Source organism: Nitrospirota bacterium (assembly GCA_020851375.1).
In the GTDB taxonomy this organism is placed as follows: Bacteria; Nitrospirota; 9FT-COMBO-42-15; order HDB-SIOI813; family HDB-SIOI813; genus RBG-16-43-11.
Genome location: JADZCV010000010.1, coordinates 60,769 through 84,813 on the forward strand (window position 1 = coordinate 60,769; position 24,045 = coordinate 84,813).

Consider the following 24,045-nt stretch of genomic DNA (forward strand, 5'->3'; position numbering starts at 1 on the left):
GCAAACTACCTGAACACCCTGAGTATATCATTATATGAAACAATAATTATCAGCAGTATCAGCACGGCAAAGCCGACTGTCTGCGCAACCTCCATAGTCTTCCTGCTCAACGGGCTACCCTTGATCTTCTCAATTAAGAGGAATACAACCCATCCTCCATCCAGCACTGGTATTGGGAGAAGATTGAGTATCCCAAGCTGCAGACTCAGAAATGCAAGAAAGGCGATTAGATCGGAAAACCCGGATTGTGCCGCCTCTCCGGTTAGCTTTGCGATCATAATAGGCCCGCCGAGTGTCTCGATAGAGATATTCATTGATACCAGCCTCTTCAATACATCAAACGTCAGCATGGTCAATTCCAGCGCCTTGGACAGCCCATGTTTTATCGAGTCACTGAAACCGAATTTTCTGACTATACTCTCCTGCTGATTCATGATACCGATGATGCCATATCCGGCCGCATTATCCTTTACAGGTGTTACTTTTGCAGTAATCCTGTCATCACCCCTCTTGACTGTAAGGGCAAGCTCCTTTCCTGCACTGGACCTTATGAACAATGAAACCTGGTACCAGTTAAAAACAGGATCGCTGTTAATCTCAACAATGGTATCACCTGCCATAAGACCTGCACGCTCTGCAGGAAACCCCTTGCTCACCTTTCCTATGATTGCAGGCATATCAGGAAGCATCCCTGCAAAACCGCTGCCTCCCCCTCTGACAGCGCCATCACCTTTAAGAAGAACATCATGAACATTGCCTGCTCTATCCACATCAAGTTTTAACCCAAGCTCAGGTTTTGTAGATATTACAGTTGCCACATCTTCCCAATCTGACATGGGCTTTCCGTCAATCCTGACGATACGGTCTCCGGCCATAATACCGGCAACCTGGGCAGGGGAACCTTCTTCAAGCCAGGCAACTACAGGGGCCTTCTCCAGGTATGCAGGCATCTTAATCCCTATCAGATAAACCAGCGGCATTAACAGGAAGGCAATGACAATGTTCATCACAGGCCCCGCAAGCACAACAGAGGCACGGGCGCCTACGCTCTTTGCCGGAAACTCATCAGGGGCCATAGTCGCCTCTTCCAGGTTCTCACCAGCCATCTTTACATATCCGCCAAGCGGGAGCGCTGATATCAGATATTCTGTATCGCCAACCTTCCTGCCGACTATTTTGGGACCAAAACCGAGGGAGAACTTCAACACCCTTATCCCCTTTAACCTTGCCATGATAAAGTGGCCAAACTCATGAACAAATATCAATATTCCAAGACAAATTGTAAATATTATTACTGTATACATTTAATCTCCCTCACTTCACTTAACTAATGTACATGCCCTGCGCTCTGCCTCCTGCCGCGCCCAACCATCAGCTATCAGCACATCCTCAATATTTTTAACTGCTACAACTGAATGACTTAGCATAGTGTCGCCCACGATCCTTTCTATGTCAAGAAATCCGATCCTGCCGTCCAGGAATGCCCGAACAGCAACCTCATTTGATGAATTAAGAACAGCAGGCATAGATCCGCCGGTCCTTATTGCGTCAAATGCGTATGCCAGGCACGGGAACTCCTTAAAATCCGGATTCCCAAAGGTAAGAGTGCCTGTCCTGGCAAGATCAAGTCGCTGCATTACGAGGTCCAACCTCTCGGGATAGCTTAGTGAATAGGCTATCGGGATACGCATGTCCGGTATTCCCATCTGGGATAAGACAGATCCATCCCTGAATTCCACCATAGAATGTATTATGCTCTGCGGATGTATAACCACCTCTATCTGATTAACCGAGACATCAAACAGCCACCGTGCTTCTATAACCTCAAGCCCTTTATTCATCAGTGTTGCAGAATCTATCGTAACCTTTGCTCCCATATTCCAGTTCGGATGTTTCAGTGCATCCTCAATAGTAACCTTTTTCCTTTCATCATATGATGTATTAAGAAAAGGTCCCCCTGATGCCGTTAAAATAATCTTGTGCAGGTCCTCCCGTCTTCCGCATTCCATCACCTGAAATATGGCGCTGTGCTCACTGTCTACAGGCAGTAATTTTACGCCCCTCTCTTCAGCCTCTCCCGTAACAATCTCACCTGCCATGACCATAGTCTCTTTATTTGCAAGGGCTATTGTCTTGCCGGCCTTGATAGCAGATAATGTAGGGATAAGACCGGCTGAGCCTGAGACTGCAGATACGACGATATCAGCATCATCTATAGTAGCGGCCTGTATAAGACCCTCAACGCCTGATAATACCCTGACTTCAAGATCACCACACCTGTCTTTCAGCGCCCTGGCAGCCTGCCTATTGTTTAGAGAGACAATGGAGGGCCTGAAACGCCTGATCTGCGCCTCCAGCTTCTCAATGTTCTCACAGGCAGAAAGGGCTGAGACCCTGAACCTGTCCGGGAACATGGCAATCACATCGAGTGTACTGCAACCTATTGAACCTGTTGAACCGAGAATAGATATATTTTTCATCTGGAATTTTATACGGAAGCCATTGCCGCTTCAGGAACAAAATATATTACATAATAATAAAACAGAGGCAGGGTAAAAATAATACTGTCCACCCTGTCAAGCAGACCGCCGTGAGCCGGCAGCAGTGAGCCTGAATCTTTAACGCCGGCGCTCCTTTTCAGCATAGATTCAGAGAGGTCCCCGATCTGGCTGATGATGCCAAAAACTATTCCCATAAACAGGGTATTATTTATTGTCAGCTCCGGAAGAAACAGCCATCTTGCAAATAATGCCGCCAGAATGCACGAGATGACGCCTCCGATAGCACCCTCTACAGTCTTGCCCGGACTTATGGCAGGAGACAACTTGTGTCTGCCAAGGTTCCTGCCTGTATAATACGCCCCTGTATCTACACCCCAGGTAACAATTAATATAAAAAATACAAGGTTCTGGCCATTTGACAGGCCCCGCAATGGAATCAGATGAGCAAGCGGCCACGCAACATACATTACACCGAATATTATCACAGAAACCGCTGTAACTGAATCGCCAATATTTGCCTTAAAAAATATGAAGCATGTCAGACAGAGAATGACCATCGCAGTCAATGCAACTCCCCTCATCTCAAACAGATGCCTGTCTGCATAAAATGAGAAAAGGAGCATAACGCCGAACAAAAGACCAATTAACGGAAAAATGCTGAATGATTTATAATAGAATTTATAGAACTCATACTGTCCGATCAGTACCAGCAGTGTCAGAAAGAGGAGGAACAGTACGGGGGGGAAATACCTGACAACAGCATATATAAGCGGAATCAGTACTAATGCAGTTAATACTCTCTTTCCTCCCATCAGATCGCCCGGGAAATCCCGCTTTGAACCATGCCAAACCGCCTTTCCCTCTGCTGGTAATCAAGTATTGCCAGAAGAAGATCCTGCCGTCTGAAATCAGGCCATAGCGTCTTTGTAAAATACAGTTCCGTATATGCCATCTGCCAGAGGAGGAAGTTGCTGACACGGGTCTCGCCGCTTGTCCTTATCATAAGGTCGGGGTCCGGCAGGCCTCTGGTGTATAAATAATCTGAAAATGTCCTGCTGGTAATATCCTGAGGCATTAATATGCCTGTTGCCACATCATTTGCAATATTCCTTACAGCTTCAACAATCTCAGACCGTCCGCCATAACTAAGGGCTACATTAAGTGTCATTGCCCCGTTGTCAGCCGTCTCCACCGTCACTTTTCTGAGCCATCTCTGGACTGAATCCGGTAGTTTGTCGGTCTGTCCTATGGTCATAAACCTTATATCATTGTCCATTAAGGTCTTTAATTCCTTCCTTAGAAACTCCTCGAGGAACATCATAAGTGTGCGGACTTCCAGCTCCGGTCTTTTCCAGTTTTCTGCTGAAAATGCATATATCGTTAAAACCTTTACCCCGATCTCACGGCAGCAGGTAACTATATCCCGAACAGACTTAATCCCTTCCCTGTGGCCGGCAAGCCGCAGGAAGCCACGATTGCGGGCCCACCGCCCGTTTCCATCCATAATAATGGCAATATGACGCGGCAGCCTCTCTTTATCCACCAACTCAAGCAACTCCTGATAAGTAAGGCTGCCGGGATCAGAATTATTTTCTTCCCTTCCAAACATATTAATTAACGCCCTTTTCATGAAGAAACCCTAATCCTGAATATTATTATCTTGACAGCGGAAAGTCAAATAATTTGAAAGGATAATTTGAAACGACAATAATTTGAAATGGCAATGAGATGAAGGAAACTGCCTAAACAGCAGCGTGCTCCCGTTCTTCCATATAGGAACTGACAACATGCCGGAAGGCCTCCACAACCTCAGGGTCAAACTGGGTGCCCGAGGACTTTTCTATTTCTTCAAGGGCCTGCCACGGCAACTTGCCTTTGCGGTATGGCCTGTCCGTCACAATGGCATCATATGAATCCGCAACAGCAATTATCCTTGCACCTAACGGGATGTCTGTTTTGGAACTTAAGTTGTCAGCGTCTTTTTTGTTGAAATACTCGTGGTGTGCAAGCACAATAGGCACAGCATCACTAAGGACATTGCCTACCTTGTTCAGGATGTCAGCACCACGCGCAGTATGCGTGTTCATCATCTTCCGTTCGTCCTTTGTCAGGGAGGCGGCCTTTTTGATAAGGTCCATGCTCACGTCAATTTTTCCAACATCATGCAGAAGGGCGGCCACCTTGATATTCTCGCAATCCCCTCTTGTAACGGACATTGCCTTCGCAATATCCATTGCTATATCAGATACCCTGACAGAATGCCCTTTGGTATACCTGTCCACCGATTCAATGTATTTGACAAGTATTTCTACAACTCCTACATATGACTGTTTCAGATCACTGTAACGGGCCTCCTTTTCTTCATACAGACTACCTACAACATAGCTTGACAATATAAGGAAACTTCCCCACGACATGATCTGAAATATCAGATCAAGATCAACTTCTGAGTTGATTGTAAATGTCCGGGGTGAAATCAGGAGGCGCAGGGTCACAATCAGGACAGTCATTACTGAAGAGAGAACAGCCCCTTTTTTCCCTATGTAATAGCCGGCAACAAGTATAGGGATAAAATAGAAATAGAGGAACACGAGCTTGTCAACGACAAACATATCTATGAACAAGAGTGTAATAATTATACTGACAACAAGCAATGGTTCAAAGTATTGCTCGATAAAACTTTTCAGCACCTTCATAACAAGACCTCCGGAGCATGCATCTGCTGATAAAATATATTATTAAAGATTTGTCCTTCAGCATACGAAAATATATCTGCTGACCATCATTGATTCGGTAACCTTCTGACTTAACATGAGGTAAAACTACATGGATGACCTGAGAGGGCATGAAACCTGGCGGATCTTCAGGATAATGAGCGAATTCGTCGAGGGATTTGAAGAACTAAGCAGCGTCAAGCGCGGCGTCTCTATCTTTGGGAGCGCCAGACTATCCAAGACCAATCACTATTATAAGGGTGTAATGAAAATAGCAGAGCTGTTATCTAAAAGAGGCTTCGCTATCATAACAGGCGGCGGACCAGGAATAATGGAGGCTGGGAACAGGGGGGCCAGGAAGGGAACCGGGGTGTCCGTAGGCCTGAACATAGAATTACCTAAGGAGCAGTCCCCAAACAACTACCAGGACAAAAGACTCGACTTCAGATACTTCTTCGCGAGAAAGGTCATGTTTGTGAAACATTCTGTAGGTTATGTGATAACACCCGGCGGTTTCGGCACCCTCGATGAATTTTTTGAAGCCCTGACCCTGATGCAGACAAAGAAGATACGCAAAATCCCCATTGTAATGTACGGCAAGGATTACTGGGAGGGGCTTATCGGCTGGATGCAGAAGACCATGCTCGATAAAGGAACTATTGATAAAGACGACATGGCGCTGTTCCATCTGACAGATGACCCTATAGAGGTTGTGAGGATTATCGAGGAAGGCTATGAAAGTCAGTATGCACCTGTTAAAGGGAACCGCAGAAAAAGGGATTAATTAAATATCCCGTTAAACACACCCCGGACTTCTTTCCTTAATGACTCATATTCCCTGAGAAGACGCGCTGCCCCGCTTATCCTTTTGGAATCCCTGTATTCCATCCTCATCGCCAGAGACTTCAATCTTACTTCTGACCTTGGAAGCAGATGCGAAGGCATATTCTGAACCACACGAAGCCTGCTCTCCAGTGTGCGCAGATAGATATAGGACTTCTTCAGTATTGAATACTGGTCGTTTGGCAGCAGTTTTTCCCTGTAAATTGCCTCAAGAGCCGCCAGAGTGTTTGTCACCCTTATGGACTGATACCCTGCACCATTAGACAACTGCATATACTGAACTATAAATTCTATATCAATTATCCCCCCTTCGCCTGCCTTAATATCAAAGTATTCATTATTTTCCTTTGAGACTTCAGACTCCATCCTGTGACGCATCTTTCTTATTGCAATGCGAAGGTCCTCCTGGCCCCTCCCTGCACCATACAGAACAGAATGTATGACCTCTGTAACTTCACGGCTTATTGATTCATCACCGGCAGTAACTCTTGCCCTTGTAAGTGACTGGAGTTCCCATATATCGGCATGTTCTTCCAAATATGTCCTGAATGCAGCAACAGACTGGGAAAGAGGCCCCTTTGAGCCTGAAGGTCTCAACCTTACATCAATCTTAAAGACACTCCCTTCCCTTGTAATTGAAGTGAGTGCTGACATAGTCTTGCTTGACAGGCTGGTAAAGAACTCATGGTTTGATATTGATTGCCTGCCATCTGTCTCACCGTCACCGGAGTAGAGAAAAACAATATCAAGGTCTGAACCGTAAGTTATCTCCTCCCCTCCAAGTTTCCCCATGCTCAATATGCAAAATCCAGCCTCAGATACATCCCCGTCTGTCCCGGACAAAGGCCGGCCATATACGCGGCGTACTTCTTCACGCGCTATATTCAGTGCACAGACCAGAGATACGTCTGCAAGCCTGGAGAGATATCCCGAGGCATCAGCCTGACTTACATAACCCAGGATGTCTATGTACCCTATCCTTACCTCCTCAGCATTCTTGAATTTCCTCAGCATATCAAGTTTCTCAGCATATGAACCGCATTGTTCTATCAAGTGTGACAATTCTCCCTGCATATCTTCCCTGGACCTTTTTTTCAACATCTCCTCAGGATCGAGGAACATATCAACGATTTCAGGATGTCTTATCACGATCTTTGACAGGTATTCGCTGCTGCTGAATATCCTGATGACAGATTCAACTGCCTGCGGATTCTCTTCAAAAAAGGAGTAAAGGGTTTCCCTTGCCCCAACTGATAATATAAGCGCCTCCAAATTATTAAGGGCAAGGTCCGGATCAGAAGAAGAAGTAATTTTATTAAAGAACAACGGAAAAATTCTGAGAAAGATCTGACTGCTTCTTGGAGTCTGATGACTGAATGCAGCGCCGTCCCGCAATAATATTATATTCCTGTATGCCCTGGCCGGATCCCTGAAATTACACCCGGACAGGATCTGTACGGCCTCATCCTCAGATACTATCCCTCCAATAATCATTTCACATTTGCCCGCCTCAGCCGGCTCTTCCCCCTTCAGGCCTTTCTTTGAAAACAGGTCATCGTATATCTTTCTTACAGACCTGGTGTACGTGTTATAATCCCTGAGCAATTGTTCGGATGCCCTGTTTTTGACCTTATCTTTGTAACCTGTCCTCCTGGCCAGTGTGTTTAATTCAACTGCGCCGTCAGGCATAACATATGTCTGCCGCTCACCGACAAGCTGAATCATGTGCTCTACCCTTCGCATGAATTGGTAAGCTGCTGAAAGAGAAGCCTCCTCTTCGTAGGAGATAAAACCCTTTTGAGCAAGCTTGTGCAGCGCCCTCATGGTATTTCTCTCCCTTATCCATGGCTCTTTTCCGCCATACAGCAGCTGCAGTGCCTGAACGAAAAATTCTATCTCCCTTATACCTCCGTAACCAAGTTTCACGTTACGGGCATCCTTACCCTTGACAGCAATACTCTTGTCAATTTTGACCTTCATGCCGCTGATCTCATCAATAGCCGTAAAATCGAGATATTTTCTGTACACGAATGGCTGGATCATTTTAAGAAACGCCTTTCCGAGTTCCTCATCTCCGGCAACAGGCCTGACCTTCAGGAGGGCCGCCCTCTCCCACGTCTGGCCCCAGGACTCATAATAGACCTCGTAACTTCTCAGAGAAGATGCAAGGTCACCCCTCTCACCCTCAGGCCTAAGCCTTGTGTCTACACGAAAGACAAAACCATCATCAGTAGTCTGCCCTATAACCTGGCTGATCATCTCAGCTAATTTGACAAAATACTGGTGATTGCTCAGAAGTTTTTTCGAGGTTTCTCCCTTTTCTGTAGAATACAGATACATGATGTCTATATCAGAACTGTAATTTAATTCTTCTCCCCCAAGTTTACCCATACCAAGGACAGTAAATGAGCAGCTGACGGTATTGCCATGTTCATCCGTATACTGTGGCTGGCCGTATCTTTTCCCGAGTTCCCTGTTACATGCCTCATATGCCGCCTGGAGTGATACATCTGCGACAACAGATATCTCCCGGGTAATCTCAGACAGCGTCCCATAGCCAAGAAGGTCTCTGAGAGCAATACGCATATATTCCTTTTTTCTGAATCTCCTCAGTATGGTTTTTACTTCTTCAATAGTGTTCTCCGCAGTTATCTGTTTGTGAAGTTCCGCAAGCGCAGCGTCTTTACCGATGATCCTCCTCAGGAAGTTTGGAGCTGACAGCCACCCGATGTATTCCTGTGGCCCTGAAAACAGAAAGTTGCACAGATACTGACTGCTCCCCAAAAGGAGTAAAACAGGAGGTATTACATCGCGGTGAGAAGAGAGAAACATAAACAGCTCATTCTTGTCATCATAAAATGAAGCAAACCGTTCAAGATTATTCAGAGACATGTCCGGATCAGGGGAATCTGCAACAGACTGAAGAATGGAGGGGAGCAACCTGTCAAAAACAGCATGTGACCGAAGGTCCCCGCGCAGCAACTGCAGGTTGACAGCCGCTCTCCGGCTGTCAATGAAACCAAGACCAGCCAGGGTAGAAGACAGGCTCGCCGCATCACCATAATTTTTGATGACTTCTTTAGATACTTTTTTCATTACCTGAGGCAATACCAGGAACGTGTAAGGAATGACTTCAGACAAATAATGTAATATCAGCGTCTGTGGCGTATTCTAAAAATGCCGCCGCACCGCATACCTCTACACCTTTGATCAGATCTTCCTTTTTCACCCCCATGACGTCCATAGTCATCTGACATCCTATAAGCTTTACGCCTGACTCAACGGCAATATCCAGAAGGGCCTCTATTGACGGGACATTAACTTTTGACATCCAGCTCTTCATCATCATTGTGGCCATGGCAGTCATACCGGGCAGTGCTCCGATTATGTTAGGCACAGGAACCGGCATGGCGGGGTTTGCAAGAGAAGGCACCCTGAGATTCCTGTTCTTATTCCTGTTAATAATATCGAGCCCATAAAATGTAAAGAAGATTGAGCACTCGATATCCATTGCAGCAGCTGTAGTTGAAAGTATAAGAGGGGGATAGGCCATGTCAAGCGTTCCTTTGGAGGCAACTATAGCCATCCTCTTTTTTCTCTCAGAAAGGAGCCTTTTTAATTTGTTCTCGACCATTTCTTCTATCATCTGTTTATCCTGATCTGTAATCGGCATTTTCTTCTCCTTTGAGTCTTATTTGATCTTTCTGATAAAAAACCTGAATTGACCATCACCACCGGATGTCTCAAGCAGTTCCTGGCCTGTGTGCCTTGCCCACGCCTCAATATCCCTTACTGAACCCGGATCAGTTGAAATCATCTCCAGTATATCACCAACAGCCATACCTGCCATTGCAGTCTTTGTCTTTAACACCGGAAGCGGACAGGACAACTTGCTGCAATCAAGGGTTTTGGCAGGCATATATTTATTATTGTTCATCAGGCTGTGTCCTTTCTTTATTATATCATTGACCTCTGAAATCTACCATACAATAATCCTGTCATGCTCAATTATGAGCTGACATATTGAAGAATAATCAACTAATTTGTGTGATGAATTGAACCCGCGCGCTTCCACATCGCTGACAGAGGCAAATACATTGCCGGCCTCTCGCAGGCCGGACAGCACTCCATCCTGAATCAGCAGGACTGACACATCGCCTTTAGCACTATCCCGCTCAATCACTTCCTTAGCAAGCCTGTCATCAATCTTTCTGATTATATGAAGTGTTTTCACCCGAAAATACTCCTAAATACCCGTCATTCCCACGGAACCTGTACCCGCAGGATTTTTCACCCGTCATTCCCACGTAAGTGGGAATCCAGAATCTGGCCTCGGTCTGGATTCCCGCTGACGCGGGAATGACGTTTTCATGAACCCTGGTGAGCCTGAGCTGTGAACGTGCCGAACAGTCGAAGGGCTCATGACAGTTCACCCGAAAATCCCCGTTCAAATCCCCCCTCTCCCCCTTTACTACAGGGGGGGATGATTACCCGAAAACGAGCGTTACATCGCTATTTTCTATCAACTCAAGCGCTTCCCCGCGGTTTATCTTTTCCACAGTTCCATCACACTCCGTAATATTCCTCTTCTTCAATGATGCCTCATCTGCAAACACCCTGATGCCGCAGGCGGAAAAGAGCTCCATGCTGTCATTGATGTCAGGTCTCCCTATTATTGCAGGGTCAACCCTTAATGAATTCCACACCCCATTATCAATCAACAAAATACTTACCTTATTGTCATGTACCGTCAATCCTATACTCATGCGAAGGGCTTCAGGCACAGAAATAGTATTAAACGGTGCCGTACGGATTATTATCAGAAGTTTCTTAACCTGCCCTTTCATACAAAGGACACCCCCATCATACGAAACTCAGAAACCTGTCACATTCATTGACCAATTTGGATAGGTCATACTGACTATGAAAACTTACGCCATCAAACAGGTCAGGCTGGTTTAGCCCCCTTATCTCTGCAGTATAGGTACAAAGTGCAATCTTTACGCCCTTTGATATCAGATCGTCAAATACTGCTGATAGTTTCCTGGGGGAATCGTTCACAACCACATTATATACGCCATCCTCCATCAGGAATATACTGACCTCATGCCCCATGGCAGTAAATTCCCCGGCAAGCTTTTTTACTGTGTGCGCATCCTGATGTTCAGGGCTCTTGTGCAGCAGAAATCCTATCTTCATGAGTAATTGCAATTATACACAAAATTGATTATTATGGTATAGGTTTTTGAGAGGTGAGGTGGCAGTCATGAAAGATGTCTTCACAATGATTCTTGCCGGCGGCAGGGGGGAGAGGCTCTATCCCCTGACTGCGGACAGGGCAAAGCCTGCAGTCCCCTTTGGCGGCAAGTACAGGATAATTGATATTACCCTGAGCAATGCAGTAAACTCCGGCCTCAGGAAAATAGGCGTCCTCGTTCAATACAAATCACTTTCCCTTGACAAACATATACGCCGCGGATGGAATATCCTAAGCTCATATCTCGACGAATATATAATCACAATTCCTCCACAGCAACGTGTCAGCCAGGAATGGTACAGGGGAACTGCAGATGCCATCTTCCAGAACCTCTATGTCCTGGAAGCGGACAACCCTGCGCACCTCCTCGTTCTGTCAGGTGATCATATCTATAAAATGGATTACTCCGATATGTACAGGTTCCACATGGAAAAAGGGGCTGATGCAACTATAGCAGTAATAGAGTTTGATACAAAGAGTGCATCAAGCTTTGGGGTACTCGAGGTCAATGAGGACTTTCGTATCGTAGGTTTTGAAGAAAAACCAAAGCAGCCCAAAACAATTCCCGGGAACCCTGATCTGTCGTTATGTTCAATGGGGGTATATCTGTTCAATACTGATATGCTCATACCATTCCTTCAAAGTGACGCAAGGGATGAATCTGCACATGACTTCGGTAAAAATATTATACCGAGCATGATCTCACAAAGCAGGGTCTATGCATATAATTTCAAGGACCTCAATAAGAAAGAGGCAAAGTACTGGCGTGATATCGGCACTATTGATGCATACTGGGAGGCTAATATAGAACTTACCGCAGTTGATCCTGTGTTTAACCTCTATGACCGCAAATGGCCGATCAGGACATATCAGGGACAGCATCCGCCTGCCAAGTTCGTATTCGCCCAGGAGGAAGAAGGCGGCAGGCTCGGTATAGCCCTTGATTCTATAGTATGCGGCGGCTGCATCATAAGCGGCGGACGGGTACAGAACTCCGTCATCTCACCAAATGTAAGAATACATTCATACTCCGACATAAGGGACTCGATCGTTCTCGAAAATGTGGAGATAGGCAGGTACTGTATGATAAAGAGGGCAATAATAGACAAGGATATCAGGATCCCGCCCAAGACAGTCATTGGATACGACCCTGATGAGGACAAAAGGAGATTTCATGTAACTGAATCAGGGATAGTAGTAGTCGGAAAAGAGGGGATACTTGTCTAAAATTCCATAGTAAGACCGACGGTTGCCGTTGAATCAGGGCTTGCATCAGAAATACCTGCGCTAAAACCTGCGTCAATCAGGACACCTTCCATCATCCTGTACCTTGCACCAAGAAGGATTGAAAAAAGATCAGGTTCCTGAGGGTCTTTATTCGTCTCACCACTTACTTCGCCGACAATCCCGATCTCATTGTCTGCAAGATACTCTACAGCAACCTTAAAACTAAAGACATTGTCATAATTATTGCCCCACGATGGCTTGTTTATAAATGTATAGCCAAGGTTCATGTGGGCACTCAATGATTGGGACATCTCCCTCGTGGCAATAAAAAGAAAACCAAAATCCGTCTCGCCGGTGCTTAGTCCTGATTTCAACACCTTGTCATCATTCTCCGGCGTTGGGACTTTAAAGAACGGCTGTATTGTAAGTGAAATAGGATTGCCCTCGCGCCCCTTTAAAAAAAGGAGCCTCGACTTGATTATCATATCACCGACTGTATCAGCATTATCACCGGAATCCGGTCTCCAGAAGACATATGGAACCTCAACGCCTATATCAAGGTTATTGATAATGCCATAATTAACTTCTATATCCAGGTTATAAGACTCGTCTCCGTGCGGCAGGTTTACAGACTTTAACCCTGTCTCAAGCTTTACCCTGTGCACCTTCTCAGGATAAGCGCTTTGTGTTGTCAGTGGACGGTGTGCAAGACAAGGTGATACAAATAACAGGGATAAAATTAAAGCAGAAAATGAAATACACGCGTAATTAATTCTCCCAAATTTCATGACTGTGTCAATAATAGCTGTAAAGTTCAGGCCATGTCAAGTGGCATACAGCCTGTCTTCCATGACAGCAAGCAGGGTCAGCAGTGTCTCAGGATGAATGGCAGAGACAGCGAGGGCATCGTATCTCTGGCATAACACCTTTACCAGTTCTGCCTCACATTTGTCTGCTTTATTAAAAACAAGCAGCTGTGGTATCATATCAATCTCCAGTTTTTTCATTATTGTATCTACAGCCTCTATATGCTGTTCAAATCTTGGACTGCTGATATCCACTACATGAAGGAGGAGGCTGGCGTCTTTGAGTTCGTCCAGTGTTGCCCTGAATGCTCCCAGTAAATCATCAGGGAGTTCTTTGATAAAACCAACTGTATCTGTAATTATAACCTCCCTGTCCCTTGGAAACCTTAGCCTGCGGCTTGACGTGTCAAGCGTTGCGAAAAGGAGGTCCTCTGTCCTGACAGCGCTTTTTGTAAGGGTATTAAGGAGGGTTGATTTTCCGGCATTCGTGTAACCTACAATGGAGACTATCGGTATCCCGCTCGCAACCCTCTTCTCCTTTCTCTGCCTGCGTGCACTGCTTAATTGCTCAAGCTCCTTCTCGAGATGTGCAATCCTGTCCCTTATACGTCTTCTGTCTATCTCCAGTTTCATCTCACCAGGCCCTCTCCCGCCTATTCCTCCGGCAAGTCTGGACAATGCCTTTCCTGTTCCTGTCAGACGGGGGAGGAGATACTTAAGCTGTGCCAGTTCCACCTGAACCTTTCCATCCCGGCTATGGGCATGTCTTGCAAATATGTCGAGTATAAGCTGAGTGCGGTCTATTACACGGACTTCAGTAATATCACCGATGGACTTTACCTGCGTCGGAGAAAGGTCCTGGTCAAAGATTATCAGGTTGGCGCCGTTCTGGAGTGACTTAATGATCAGTTCTTTGATCTTGCCTTCTCCCATAAGATACCTTGGATGCAATTCCTTTGGCCGTTGAATTACGCTGTCAAGCACCCTGACCCCGGCTGTCCTTGCAAGCTCCTTCAGCTCTTCAAGAGAATCTGCCTGGTCACCTTTGTTCTTTAAAGAGACACTGACAACAACCGCCCTGTCCCCCTTGTCAACCTCGATTCCTTCAATGGTTCTGGACAGCCCTCTGTCAATTTCATCAAAGAGATACTCCATGTTCAAATCAAGTTGACTGAACGGGATCACTTCCAACACCTTGTATGCCCTCCCCTCTTCGTTCGGCGGTATAAGATGGGCCATATGGATATTACCGGGAAGACCGTTTCCAGTGACTCCTGCCGCCACCATCAGGTCTAACCTCAACAATGCAAGGTCAGTCAGGTCATCCTGAGACAGGGCTTCATTTTTCAGGTGGGTGTGTATGCACCTCAGGGTGCGGGTATGTTTTTTCCCAAAACCAAATTCAGACAGGTCAGGTATGACAATTTCCCTGTGATCGCCGATGATAACGTGATGTATCACGCCATGCCGGTCAACCGTAACACCGACCTGCCTTTTTATTTCATAAGATACAGATGTGAGGTATCTGGCAAGCTCAGCAGTAATAAGCTCATCCGGCGGTATGCGCCGCCTGTAAATGTTCCTGAGCCTTCTGATCTGATCCGCCTTTAATCCGGATGTGTTGCCGTACAGGGTAGAAATAAGGGAAACCTCCTCAAACCAGTTTATTATTTTTACCCGTCTGCGGTCAAGCTGTTATGTTAAGGCTGTTATGTTAAGGCATACAGAACAACGGTAACCACTATCCCTTTGAAAAGCATAACGCCGGCCTCAAACATCAGTGCAATCCTGTAGTTTCTAATCATTGAGAAATCTCCTTATATGTTTTGTATATTCTATTATATTGCTTTAAAATTAATGGAAGATTAGACGGGGATGTTTATGGCAGACATGGAAGACCCTAAACCGGCCTTTTCTCTGTCAATTATCCTGATAAAGACTTCCACTATACCAGGATCGAACTGCGAACCAGAACACCTCTGAAGCTCTTTAATAGAAGTTTCCACTGAAAGCGCCTTCCTGTAAGGCCTGTCAGTGGTCATGGCATCAAAAGTATCCACTACTGCAAGGATACGGCAGGCAAGCGGTATTGCCTCTCCCTTCAGACCGTCCGGATAACCGGTGCCATCATAGAACTCCTGATGGTGGCGGATAAGCGGCTTAAGCATTTTCAACCTGTCAAGGGGTGATATTATCCTTTCACCAATCTCAGCATGCCTCTTCATTATTTCAAACTCCTCAGGTGTCAGCTTCCCTGGTTTATTCAGGATATGATCAGGTATGCCTATCTTCCCTATATCATGCAGCAGGCATAAATAGACAAGCTCTTCCCTGCCGGACTGAGGCATGTTTATTTCCCTGGCAATCTCCCTCGCATAGTCTATAGCACGCTCGGAGTGGCCATTCGTATAATGGTCTCTTGCATCAAGGGCGCTGCTGAGAGTGGAGACTATCTCATAGAGAGACTGGGGAGATGAATCTGCCGAAAGCATCTTCTTTAATTGTTCCCCAAGGTCAGATACCACCTCCTGGCCATTGTCAAATCTCCTGAGTGTTTTGACTGCGAGGAATGTTTCAAAAAGTTTCTGGTTGCATACATTTATATCCTTTGTTTCCGTACAATCAAAAGAAAAGACCTGATTCCCGCCCCTGTACTTTGCCAGGTACATGGCCTGGTCAGCGAATTGAAGCAGCATAGTCTGGTCATCAGTATGATAGAAAAGGGTCGAAAGGCCGAGGCTGATTGAGACTCCGCGGCTGTCGTCCTTAAACTTTTCTCTGACCTTGCTTAAAATCCTGTTAGCTACCAACATCCCCCTGTCATGTGATGCATCAGGAAGCAGACATATGAATTCATCCCCGCCATAGCGCCCAAGTATGTCTATTGACCTTGTGTTGTCCTTGAGGCATTGCGCTATCTCTCTGAGAATATGGTCACCCTGATAATGGCCATATACGTCATTGGCAGACTTAAAGTTGTCCACGTCTATCATAATTATTGAAATAGCCTTTTGGGTCCTCTGGGAACTCAGCACCTCTTCATGATACCGTTCCAGAAATGCCCTGTGGTTAAAGAGTCTTGTCAGTCCGTCTGTGGAGGCCTGCATCTTTACCTCTTCAAAGAGCTGTGCATTTTTGATGGCATTGGCCGATGTATTGGCTATAATCTGGCAAAATCTTATTTCTTCCTGTGTGAATATCCGCTTTTCCCTGACCACTTTAAGGAGGAGAGTGCCAATGACCTCAGACTGATACGAAATAGGAATAACAAGCAGAGATTTAATATCTGCCTGATTAAGAGTATTTCTCACATCATTCATTATCACATCATCATCAATATCGTTTATGATTACTGTCTCCCTGGTTTCCAATGCCTTTCTTATCTCAGGGTACTTGATTAGATCTATCTGCAGCTGGCTGACTTCAGGCACATCATGAGAGGCCACGACATATCCATGTTCCTTTTTCCGGTCAACGAGGATTATTGAACACCTGTCAGCCTCAATATAGAGGCCCACGCGGTTTACCATAGTCCTCAGAACCTCATTTATATCAAGTGAAGATGAAACGCTCTGCGTTATTTCAAGTATAAGTTCGAGTTCCCTCTTACTCTGCCACAGGTAATTGAAATTTAGCAGAAGGTAGCGAAACTGGTGATAAAAAGGATTCAGGATTGAGGATATTATTGTCTTTTCCAATGTCGTAAAGTTAAGATTGAAAGACCTTAAGAGCCTTTTAGAGACAAAACTATTATTCGGCGTCAAAAAAAAAGTCTTGACATAATAATATTAATTGGTATTATTATCATAATTCCTATCGGAATAGTAGGATTTAAATTATGAGGTTTTCAGTAAAAAGCGAATATGCAGTTACCGCAGTCCTGGATGTTGCAGGCCATTCAGATAAGGGGCCGGTACATGTAAGATCAATTGCCGGCCGCCACGCCATCCCTGTAAGATTTCTCGAACAGGTTATGGCATCATTGAAAAAAGCAGGCATTGTAGATAGTATCAGGGGTGCTCAGGGTGGGTATGTGCTTGCCAGGGATCCCAGGGCCATAAATATTGCCCAGATTATTGAGGCAATCGAAGGGCCAATTACCCCTGTTGATTCTATGGCAGATTCTGCAGAATCCATGGGGGCGCGCATGAATGGACACGTTGTACGGGATGTATGGGATGATGTAAAACGCGCAATATCCAATGTGTTAAATGGCGTAACCATAGAAGACCTGAACAGAAAAGTAAGGGAAAAAGATGTTTCTGTTATGTACCACATATAACAAGGAGGAGTTATCACTATGGAAAAAAATGTAATTGAAACGGACGTTCTCATAATTGGTGGGGGGACATCAGGGTGTCTCGCTGCAGTTGAGCTTAAAGAGCTTTATCCAAATCTTAATGTAACAATCATGGAAAAGGCTCACATAGACCGGAGCGGATGCCTTGCAGGAGGTATGAATGCAATCAATGCATATCTTAATCCTGGTGAGACCCCTGAAAGCTTCACAAAGTATGTCAGATTCGATTCATGCGGCATCGTCAGGGAAGACCTTGTCCTCAGCATGTCTGAATTGTTTGAATACTGCGTAAAGAAGGTGGAGAAGTGGGGACTCCCTATACTCTGCGATGAAAATGGCAACTACGTCCCGCGCGGAAGGTGGAATATCAAGATAAACGGCGAATCCCTGAAACCCATTATTGCAAAGGCAGCAAAAAATGCCGGTGCAAAGGTCTTAAACTGGGTAACGGCAACCAACTTTCTCATGAGCGACGGCAGGGTAGCCGGTGCCATGGGATTCAGCATAAGAAACGGAAACTTCTTTATTGTAAAGGCAAAGGCAACTATTATAGCCACAGGCGGAGCCGCAGGCATATATAAACCGAATAACGCCCACGATGCACAGCACAAGACCTGGTACTGCCCGTATAACACAGGAGCAGGATATGCAATGGGTATACGGGCCGGGGCTGAGATGACCAGCTTTGAGATGAGATATATCGGGCTCAGGGTTAAAGACACTATAGCGCCGACGGGCACCATTGCGCTCGGCGTAGGGGCTCCCCAGATCAATTCAAAGGGGGAGAAGTTCATGGCAGCAAAATATGCTCATATCGGAGGAGACGGGGCGCCTACACCCTACCGGTCGCACGGCCCGCTCCAGGAGATAAAAGAAGGGCGCGGTCCTGTCTACCTCGATACAAGACATATTACATCTCAACAGGCACGGGATCTGAAATCAGCCTTTCTCGACATGTATCCATCAATGGTACTCTACTGGGCAGCCAATGAGATAGACCCATCCAAAGAGGCAGTGGAGGTGCAAACCACGGAGCCATACATAGTCGGAGGACATACCCAGTCAGGGTACTGGGTTGATGTTAACCGTAAGACGAGTATAGATGGCCTTTACGCAGCAGGTGACGTTTCAGGCGGTGCACCATATAAGTTTGTAAGCGGCTGCTGGGCAGAAGGCGTAATAGCAGCAAGGGCTGCGGCCGAATACGTACAGAAGACAGCACATGCACAAATTCCTGATGAGGTCATTAATACTGAACAGGAAAGAGTTTTCAGCCCCCTGATGAATCATACACATAAGAAAGACGGGATAAAACATTATGATATGGAGGTCAGGATACAAAAGGTTATGGAGGAATACGCAGGAGGTGCGGCTACTTTCTATGAGGTCAATGAAGAACGGCTTCAGGTGGCAAGAAGGCGCCTTTCAACACTACCCGAGCAGTTCCACTACCTGCTTGCAGAAGACCTGCATGACCTTATGAAGGCCCACGAGGTTATTGACAGGGTATATGTGGCACAGGTGCTTGTAGAGCATATGATGTACCGCAAAGAAACAAGGTGGCCGGGTTACTGCACGAGGACAGATTATACAGAGCCTGATGATGCAAACTGGCTTAAGTTTGTAAATTCGAGGAGAGATCCTGCAACCGGAAACATTGAAATGTTAACAAGGCCATATGAACAGATTGTGCCCGGAGACAGGTATAAACCAAGGTAAAACCGGGAAGGGTTCAGGGAGTCAAGGGTTCAATAAAACACCCGCCCCCCTGAACCTCCCTAAAATTCAGGAGGAAGAATAATGCCGGTAATAATACATACAGACAAATGTGACGGATGCCATGGATCAGCCAACCCGCCATGCGTCAGGATGTGCCCTGGGGACCTTTTAATGAAAGACCCCAAGACAGGAAAGATACTGATGAGAAATGCATCGGACTGCTGGGACTGCCTTCCATGCGTCAAGGCCTGCCCTCAGGAGGCAATTGAATTCAGGCTGTCATATCAGTTAGGATTTCAGACAGCAAGGCTGCTGCCACACATACATAATACAAGGGACTTTATTACGTGGGAGCTTATTGACACAAAGGGCGTTGTTGACAAGTTTACCATCAGGACCAAGATACTCCCGATCGAACTTGACGAAAGCATCGAGGGTGTAACTCCTGCTGAGTACTCTATATAGACTAAATTTACCGATGAAAAATCCCACTTAGTCCCCCTTTACAAAGGGGGAAATCAGTTCCCCCCTTTAGTAAAGGGGGGAGAGGGGGGCTTTGAATGGAGATTCCAGGATGAATGACACTGAAGAAAAGACAACACAGGTTCCACAGCACATACTCGATGAAATATCTACATTCGAGGCCGAGATAGGCCGTTTGAGACGCAGGGAGATGCCTGAAGAGAAATTCAAGAAATTCAGGCTGCAAAACGGCATCTATGGTCAGCGGCAGAAGGATGATTTCATGGTCAGGGTCAAGGTGCCTCAGGGCGTACTCAATCCTGAACAGTTAAGATTATTAGCGGATACCGGTGATACGTTCTCAAATGGAATCGCACACGCCACATCCCGTCAGGATATACAATTTCATTTTGTCAAACTCGAAAATGTCCCCACGATTATGAGGTCGCTTGCGGAAGCCGGACTGACCACGAGGGAGGCCTGCGGCAATACGATCAGGAATGTCACGGCATGCTATCTTTCAGGCATTTGTCCGGATGAGGTCTTTGATGTATCCTCCTATGCAAGGCTCACAACAGACTACTTCCTTAGAAACCCTGTATGCCAGAGCCTGCCGAGAAAATTCAAGATATCATTCTCCGGTTGCAGTAAGGATTGCTCATTAGCCCCTATTAATGATATCGGCGCAATGGCGGTAGAAAAAGATATTGACGGAACAGTTCAGCGCGGGTTTAAGATCTATATTGCAGGCGGACTTGGCCCTCATCCGAGGATAGCTCAGCTTCTTGAAGAATTTGTTTCTGTGGATGACCTGCTCCCTTTATCTGAAGCCGTATTGAGGGTATTCGATCAGTATGGAGAGCGGAAAAACAGGAACAGGGCAAGGATGAAGTTTCTTCTTGAAAAGATCGGTTTTGATGAGCTCAAACGACGGATAGTGGAAGAGTTCAAAACAGTAAAGGCTTCCGGAAAATGGTCCTATACCCTTCCTCCGGAAGATACCCCTGACAGTCTGTCCGGGACAGGTGTATCGAGGGAACAACGGCTTGTACCATTTGAGTACACTGAGACACCTGGAAATGGCGACCCTTATTTTCACAGATGGCGTGCCACAAACGTGATACCTCAGAAACAGACCGGTTATTGCATTGTTCATATCATGCTTCCGCTTGGAGATATCACTACGGAACAGTTGAGAACGCTCGCAGGCATCACGGCAAAATATTCAAACGGGAGGATACGGGTAACCCATCAGCAGAACCTGCTTATGAGGTGGGTCAGAAATGAATGCCTCTATGCCCTGTACAAGGAATTGAAGATAGGTGAATTGGCACAGTCCGGAGTTGGGAGGATGATGGATATTCAAAGCTGCCCGGGTGCTGAGACATGTAATCTGGGTCTCACATCATCGAGACAACTGGCCATGGCAATCGGACATGAACTTTCCACCAGGGATGACGCAGAGGTGGAAAGTGTCAAAATAAAGGTCAGCGGATGCCCTAATTCCTGCGGTCACCATCATATCGCTGATATTGGGTTTCATGGCGTTGCAAAGAAGGTTGAAGGCCGTCTTGTACCTCATTATCAGCTTCATATAGGCGGCGGGGTAGGGAACGGGCGTGCAGTCATCGGGGATTCTGACATAAAACTCCCGGCCCGCAATATACCTTCAGCCGTATCACAACTCGTATCCGTTTATCAGAGGGACCGTCTTGACAGTGAACAGTTCTATCAGTTTGTTGAACGGGTTGGAGTAGATTTCATACATAATGTACTCGATAAATATATCTCTATACCTTCATTTGCTGAATCACCTGAGAAATATTCAGACTGGGGATCAAACTCAGAGTTTGCAGTAAAACTTGGCGCAGGAGAATGTGCCGGCGGCGTGGTAGATATGATAGAGGACTTTCTTGCAGCGGGCAACCGTGAGGCATACAAGGCAGCAATGCTGTTTGATGCCGGTGAATACGAAAAGGCCGCTGAGTGGATCAGCCGCTCTGTTTTATCGGTTGCCCGGGGGATGCTGGTCCCTTTTGGCATTGATACTGAGGTGGAGAGCGAGATCATCAGGGAATTTCAGGACAAGATAATAGATAAGTGCATCGTATCTGACAGGCTTGAGCCGCTTTATAAAGACTTCGGGAAATATGCTTCAGGCGACAGGTTAGGTAATTATATCGAGCTTGCCAAGCTGCTTGCATCGGAATCCCAGGAGGCCTATCATCAGCTTGACGCAGGCTTTAGATTCAGGAAAAGAGATAAGGAAAACAGAACAGAGGAGGTAAAAAAAGAAATGGAGAGAAAAATTGACGAGTTCCTGGACCTTAAGGGTGTTGCATGCCCCTATAACTTTGTGAAGACAAAGTTAAAACTGGAAGAGATGGACGCAGGTCAGGTCCTGCAGATTATCATAGACGAGGGAGAACCGTATAAAAACGTCCCACGGAGCGTGCTTAATGAAGGCCATAAGATTCTTGAGGAAGAAAAGGTTGAGGACAAACATTACAGGATTGTGATTGAAAAGGCGTAAAAACAACAAGGGCTCGAGGGGCACTATCTTTTAACAAGGAGGAACATAATGCTTGAATCCATACCACACGGCGGTAAACTGATCAACCGCATTCTAAGAGGCAAAGACAGGGAAATGGCGGAACTGAAAGCAAAGGAACTCAGAAAGATCCCTCTTACGTCAAGAGAGATTTCAGATCTTGAAATGATAGCAACGGGGGCCATGAGTCCGCTTGAGGGATTCATGTGCAAGGATGACTATCACTCGGTCGTTGATACAATGCGGCTGACAAACGGCCTTCCCTGGTCCCTGCCTGTCACACTTGCTGTTTCGCAGGAGACAGCAGACGCCCTCTCGCTTAAAGAAGATGTGGCTTTAGTGGACGGACACGGTCACGCACTTGCCATCCTGACAGTAGAAGATATCTTTAATCATGACAAGGAAAAAGAGGCCATCGAGGTCTATAAGACCGACAGCGTGGAACATCCTGGCGTCAAGTATGTATATGAAGCCGGACCGGTCCTTGTTGGAGGAAAGATCGCCCTGTTTCAGAGACCAAGGCACGAAGACTTCCTGCAGTATCGCCTTGATCCTGAAGACACCAGAAAAAAATTCCAGGAAAAGGGATGGAAACGGGTCGTCGGCTTCCAGACGAGGAACCCCATACACCGCGCTCATGAGTACATCCAGAAGTCAGCTCTTGAAATTGTTGACGGGCTGATGGTTCATCCCCTCGTCGGGGCCACCAAGGGAGATGATGTCCCGGCTTCTGTACGTATGCTTTGTTACGAGGCCCTGTTTCAGAACTACTATCCCAAGGACAGGACTATGCTTGCCGTATTTCCAGCTGCAATGCGCTATGCAGGACCAAGAGAGGCAATATTCCATGCACTATGCCGGAAGAACTACGGGTGCACTCACTTTATAGTCGGGAGAGACCATGCAGGTGTCGGAAACTATTATGGCACTTTTGATGCTCACTATATATTCGATGAGTTCGAGCCTGGTGAACTGGGAATAACTCCCCTGCGGTTTGACCACACATTCTATTGCAAACGCTGCACAAGTATGGCATCATACAAAACCTGTCCGCATGACTCAGGCGACCATGTTACACTCTCCGGGACAAAGGTTCGCGAAATGCTGAGAAACGGCATCAAACCGCCTGCAGAGTTTTCAAGGCCTGAAGTTGCGAGCATCCTGATTGAGGCCATGTCGGCCAGGAAAGAGTAGGCTTGAAGCTACATAAGGGAGAATTTTGAGGTGAACATGAGCCCTTCGACAAGCTCAGGCTCACAAAGGCAGATGAAAATCCCCCTTAGTCCCCCTTTTCCAAAGGGGGAAATTAGTTCCCCCCTTTGGAAAAGGGGGGAGAGGGGGGATTTGAACGGAGAATTTCAGGTGAACTGTCATGAGCCCTTCGACTGTTCGGCACGCTCACAGCTCAGGCTCACCAGGGTTCATGAAAACGTCATTCCCGCGTAAGCGGGAATCCAGACCGAGGCCAGATTCTGGATTCCCACTTACGTGGGAATGACGGGTGAAAAAAAATCCTGCGGGTACGGGTTCCGTGGGAATGACGGGTATTTAGGAGTATTTTCGGGTGAACTGTCATGAGCCCTTCGACTGTTCGGCACGCTCACAGCTCAGGCTCACCAGGGTTCATGAAAACGTCATTCCCGCGTAAGCGGGAATCCAGACCGA

Annotated in this window: 21 protein-coding genes; 7 read left to right on the forward strand and 14 right to left on the reverse strand. The window is 46.4% G+C overall.

Annotated features, from left to right (window positions below; genetic code table 11):
• Positions 1 to 5 precede the first annotated feature (5 nt).
• From rseP to IT393_02615, 5 genes are all read right to left on the reverse strand, one after another.
• A complete protein-coding gene (gene rseP / locus IT393_02595; GenBank protein ID MCC7201540.1) occupies positions 6 to 1,304 on the reverse strand; it encodes an RIP metalloprotease RseP in 1,299 nt (432 codons plus the stop codon).
• A 15-nt stretch (positions 1,305 to 1,319) separates the two neighbouring features.
• Positions 1,320 to 2,480, reverse strand: a complete 1,161-nt coding sequence (locus tag IT393_02600) for a 1-deoxy-D-xylulose-5-phosphate reductoisomerase (protein ID MCC7201541.1) — start codon at positions 2,478 to 2,480, stop codon at positions 1,320 to 1,322.
• An 8-nt stretch (positions 2,481 to 2,488) separates the two neighbouring features.
• Positions 2,489 to 3,313, reverse strand: a complete 825-nt coding sequence (locus IT393_02605) for a phosphatidate cytidylyltransferase (protein ID MCC7201542.1) — start codon at positions 3,311 to 3,313, stop codon at positions 2,489 to 2,491.
• Positions 3,313 to 4,110: an isoprenyl transferase gene (locus tag IT393_02610; GenBank protein ID MCC7201543.1), complete on the reverse strand. Its 798-nt coding sequence runs from the start codon at positions 4,108 to 4,110 to the stop codon at positions 3,313 to 3,315. The genes IT393_02605 and IT393_02610 overlap by 1 nt, the downstream gene beginning before the upstream one ends.
• A gap of 133 nt (positions 4,111 to 4,243) precedes the next feature.
• Entirely contained in the window at positions 4,244 to 5,197 is a 954-nt protein-coding gene (locus tag IT393_02615; GenBank protein MCC7201544.1) for an HD domain-containing protein, read from the reverse strand.
• Between the two features lie 130 nt (positions 5,198 to 5,327).
• Between IT393_02615 and IT393_02620 the strand changes: the two genes are divergently transcribed.
• Positions 5,328 to 5,999, forward strand: a complete 672-nt coding sequence (locus tag IT393_02620; protein ID MCC7201545.1) for a TIGR00730 family Rossman fold protein — start codon at positions 5,328 to 5,330, stop codon at positions 5,997 to 5,999.
• Here IT393_02620 and glnE read toward each other — a convergent pair.
• From glnE to IT393_02650, 6 genes are all read right to left on the reverse strand, one after another.
• Positions 5,996 to 9,154, reverse strand: a complete 3,159-nt coding sequence (glnE, locus tag IT393_02625; GenBank protein ID MCC7201546.1) for a bifunctional [glutamate--ammonia ligase]-adenylyl-L-tyrosine phosphorylase/[glutamate--ammonia-ligase] adenylyltransferase — start codon at positions 9,152 to 9,154, stop codon at positions 5,996 to 5,998. The genes IT393_02620 and glnE overlap by 4 nt on opposite strands.
• 37 nt (positions 9,155 to 9,191) lie before the next feature.
• Positions 9,192 to 9,692 (reverse strand): DsrE/DsrF/DrsH-like family protein, encoded by a 501-nt coding sequence (locus IT393_02630; GenBank protein MCC7201547.1) that lies wholly within the window; start codon positions 9,690 to 9,692, stop codon positions 9,192 to 9,194.
• Between the two features lie 57 nt (positions 9,693 to 9,749).
• Complete coding sequence (locus IT393_02635; protein ID MCC7201548.1) at positions 9,750 to 9,977, reverse strand: sulfurtransferase TusA family protein; 228 nt, start codon at positions 9,975 to 9,977, stop codon at positions 9,750 to 9,752.
• Positions 9,978 to 10,037: 60 nt separating this feature from the next.
• Entirely contained in the window at positions 10,038 to 10,292 is a 255-nt protein-coding gene (locus tag IT393_02640) for a hypothetical protein (protein MCC7201549.1), read from the reverse strand.
• A 253-nt stretch (positions 10,293 to 10,545) separates the two neighbouring features.
• Complete coding sequence (locus IT393_02645; GenBank protein MCC7201550.1) at positions 10,546 to 10,905, reverse strand: DsrE family protein; 360 nt, start codon at positions 10,903 to 10,905, stop codon at positions 10,546 to 10,548.
• Between the two features lie 16 nt (positions 10,906 to 10,921).
• Positions 10,922 to 11,257, reverse strand: a complete 336-nt coding sequence (locus tag IT393_02650) for a DsrE family protein (protein MCC7201551.1) — start codon at positions 11,255 to 11,257, stop codon at positions 10,922 to 10,924.
• 67 nt (positions 11,258 to 11,324) lie between these two features.
• On the opposite strand from IT393_02650, the gene glgC reads away from it, so the two are divergent.
• Positions 11,325 to 12,542 (forward strand): glucose-1-phosphate adenylyltransferase, encoded by a 1,218-nt coding sequence (gene glgC, locus IT393_02655; protein ID MCC7201552.1) that lies wholly within the window; start codon positions 11,325 to 11,327, stop codon positions 12,540 to 12,542.
• Here glgC and IT393_02660 read toward each other — a convergent pair.
• From IT393_02660 to IT393_02670, 3 genes are all read right to left on the reverse strand, one after another.
• Positions 12,539 to 13,207, reverse strand: coding sequence for a transporter (locus tag IT393_02660; protein MCC7201553.1), 669 nt, complete (start codon positions 13,205 to 13,207; stop codon positions 12,539 to 12,541). The genes glgC and IT393_02660 overlap by 4 nt on opposite strands.
• Positions 13,208 to 13,366: 159 nt before the next feature.
• Entirely contained in the window at positions 13,367 to 14,980 is a 1,614-nt protein-coding gene (hflX, locus tag IT393_02665) for a GTPase HflX (GenBank protein ID MCC7201554.1), read from the reverse strand.
• A 233-nt stretch (positions 14,981 to 15,213) separates the two neighbouring features.
• Positions 15,214 to 17,046 carry a diguanylate cyclase gene (locus IT393_02670; GenBank protein ID MCC7201555.1) on the reverse strand — a complete coding sequence of 611 codons (1,833 nt, stop codon included), beginning with the start codon at positions 17,044 to 17,046 and terminating at the stop codon, positions 15,214 to 15,216.
• 140 nt (positions 17,047 to 17,186) lie between these two features.
• Here IT393_02670 and IT393_02675 point away from each other — a divergent pair, with 140 nt between their 5' ends.
• The 5 genes from IT393_02675 to sat all read left to right on the forward strand — a co-directional run bounded on the left by IT393_02675 (position 17,187) and on the right by sat (position 23,574).
• Positions 17,187 to 17,630, forward strand: coding sequence for an Rrf2 family transcriptional regulator (locus tag IT393_02675; protein ID MCC7201556.1), 444 nt, complete (start codon positions 17,187 to 17,189; stop codon positions 17,628 to 17,630).
• 18 nt (positions 17,631 to 17,648) lie between these two features.
• Positions 17,649 to 19,367 (forward strand): adenylyl-sulfate reductase subunit alpha, encoded by a 1,719-nt coding sequence (locus IT393_02680; GenBank protein ID MCC7201557.1) that lies wholly within the window; start codon positions 17,649 to 17,651, stop codon positions 19,365 to 19,367.
• Between the two features lie 81 nt (positions 19,368 to 19,448).
• Positions 19,449 to 19,832: a 4Fe-4S ferredoxin gene (locus tag IT393_02685; protein MCC7201558.1), complete on the forward strand. Its 384-nt coding sequence runs from the start codon at positions 19,449 to 19,451 to the stop codon at positions 19,830 to 19,832.
• A gap of 109 nt (positions 19,833 to 19,941) precedes the next feature.
• Positions 19,942 to 22,362 (forward strand): sulfurtransferase TusA family protein, encoded by a 2,421-nt coding sequence (locus IT393_02690; protein MCC7201559.1) that lies wholly within the window; start codon positions 19,942 to 19,944, stop codon positions 22,360 to 22,362.
• 48 nt (positions 22,363 to 22,410) lie between these two features.
• Positions 22,411 to 23,574 (forward strand): sulfate adenylyltransferase, encoded by a 1,164-nt coding sequence (sat, locus tag IT393_02695; GenBank protein MCC7201560.1) that lies wholly within the window; start codon positions 22,411 to 22,413, stop codon positions 23,572 to 23,574.
• The last annotated feature ends 471 nt before the right edge of the window (positions 23,575 to 24,045 follow it).

Excerpts from the sequence above, each read along its gene's own strand:
- rseP (MCC7201540.1), bottom strand. The coding sequence starts at position 1,304 with ATGTATACAGTAATAATATTTACAATTTGTCTTGGAATATTGATATTT.
- IT393_02600 (MCC7201541.1), bottom strand. The coding sequence starts at position 2,480 with ATGAAAAATATATCTATTCTCGGTTCAACAGGTTCAATAGGTTGCAGT.
- IT393_02605 (MCC7201542.1), bottom strand. The coding sequence starts at position 3,313 with ATGGGAGGAAAGAGAGTATTAACTGCATTAGTACTGATTCCGCTTATA.
- IT393_02610 (MCC7201543.1), bottom strand. The coding sequence starts at position 4,110 with ATGTTTGGAAGGGAAGAAAATAATTCTGATCCCGGCAGCCTTACTTAT.
- IT393_02615 (MCC7201544.1), bottom strand. The coding sequence starts at position 5,197 with ATGAAGGTGCTGAAAAGTTTTATCGAGCAATACTTTGAACCATTGCTT.
- IT393_02620 (MCC7201545.1), top strand. The coding sequence starts at position 5,328 with ATGGATGACCTGAGAGGGCATGAAACCTGGCGGATCTTCAGGATAATG.
- glnE (MCC7201546.1), bottom strand. The coding sequence starts at position 9,154 with ATGAAAAAAGTATCTAAAGAAGTCATCAAAAATTATGGTGATGCGGCG.
- IT393_02630 (MCC7201547.1), bottom strand. The coding sequence starts at position 9,692 with ATGGTCGAGAACAAATTAAAAAGGCTCCTTTCTGAGAGAAAAAAGAGG.
- IT393_02635 (MCC7201548.1), bottom strand. The coding sequence starts at position 9,977 with ATGCCTGCCAAAACCCTTGATTGCAGCAAGTTGTCCTGTCCGCTTCCG.
- IT393_02645 (MCC7201550.1), bottom strand. The coding sequence starts at position 10,905 with ATGAAAGGGCAGGTTAAGAAACTTCTGATAATAATCCGTACGGCACCG.
- IT393_02650 (MCC7201551.1), bottom strand. The coding sequence starts at position 11,257 with ATGAAGATAGGATTTCTGCTGCACAAGAGCCCTGAACATCAGGATGCG.
- glgC (MCC7201552.1), top strand. The coding sequence starts at position 11,325 with ATGAAAGATGTCTTCACAATGATTCTTGCCGGCGGCAGGGGGGAGAGG.
- IT393_02675 (MCC7201556.1), top strand. The coding sequence starts at position 17,187 with ATGAGGTTTTCAGTAAAAAGCGAATATGCAGTTACCGCAGTCCTGGAT.
- IT393_02680 (MCC7201557.1), top strand. The coding sequence starts at position 17,649 with ATGGAAAAAAATGTAATTGAAACGGACGTTCTCATAATTGGTGGGGGG.
- IT393_02685 (MCC7201558.1), top strand. The coding sequence starts at position 19,449 with ATGCCGGTAATAATACATACAGACAAATGTGACGGATGCCATGGATCA.
- IT393_02690 (MCC7201559.1), top strand. The coding sequence starts at position 19,942 with ATGAATGACACTGAAGAAAAGACAACACAGGTTCCACAGCACATACTC.
- sat (MCC7201560.1), top strand. The coding sequence starts at position 22,411 with ATGCTTGAATCCATACCACACGGCGGTAAACTGATCAACCGCATTCTA.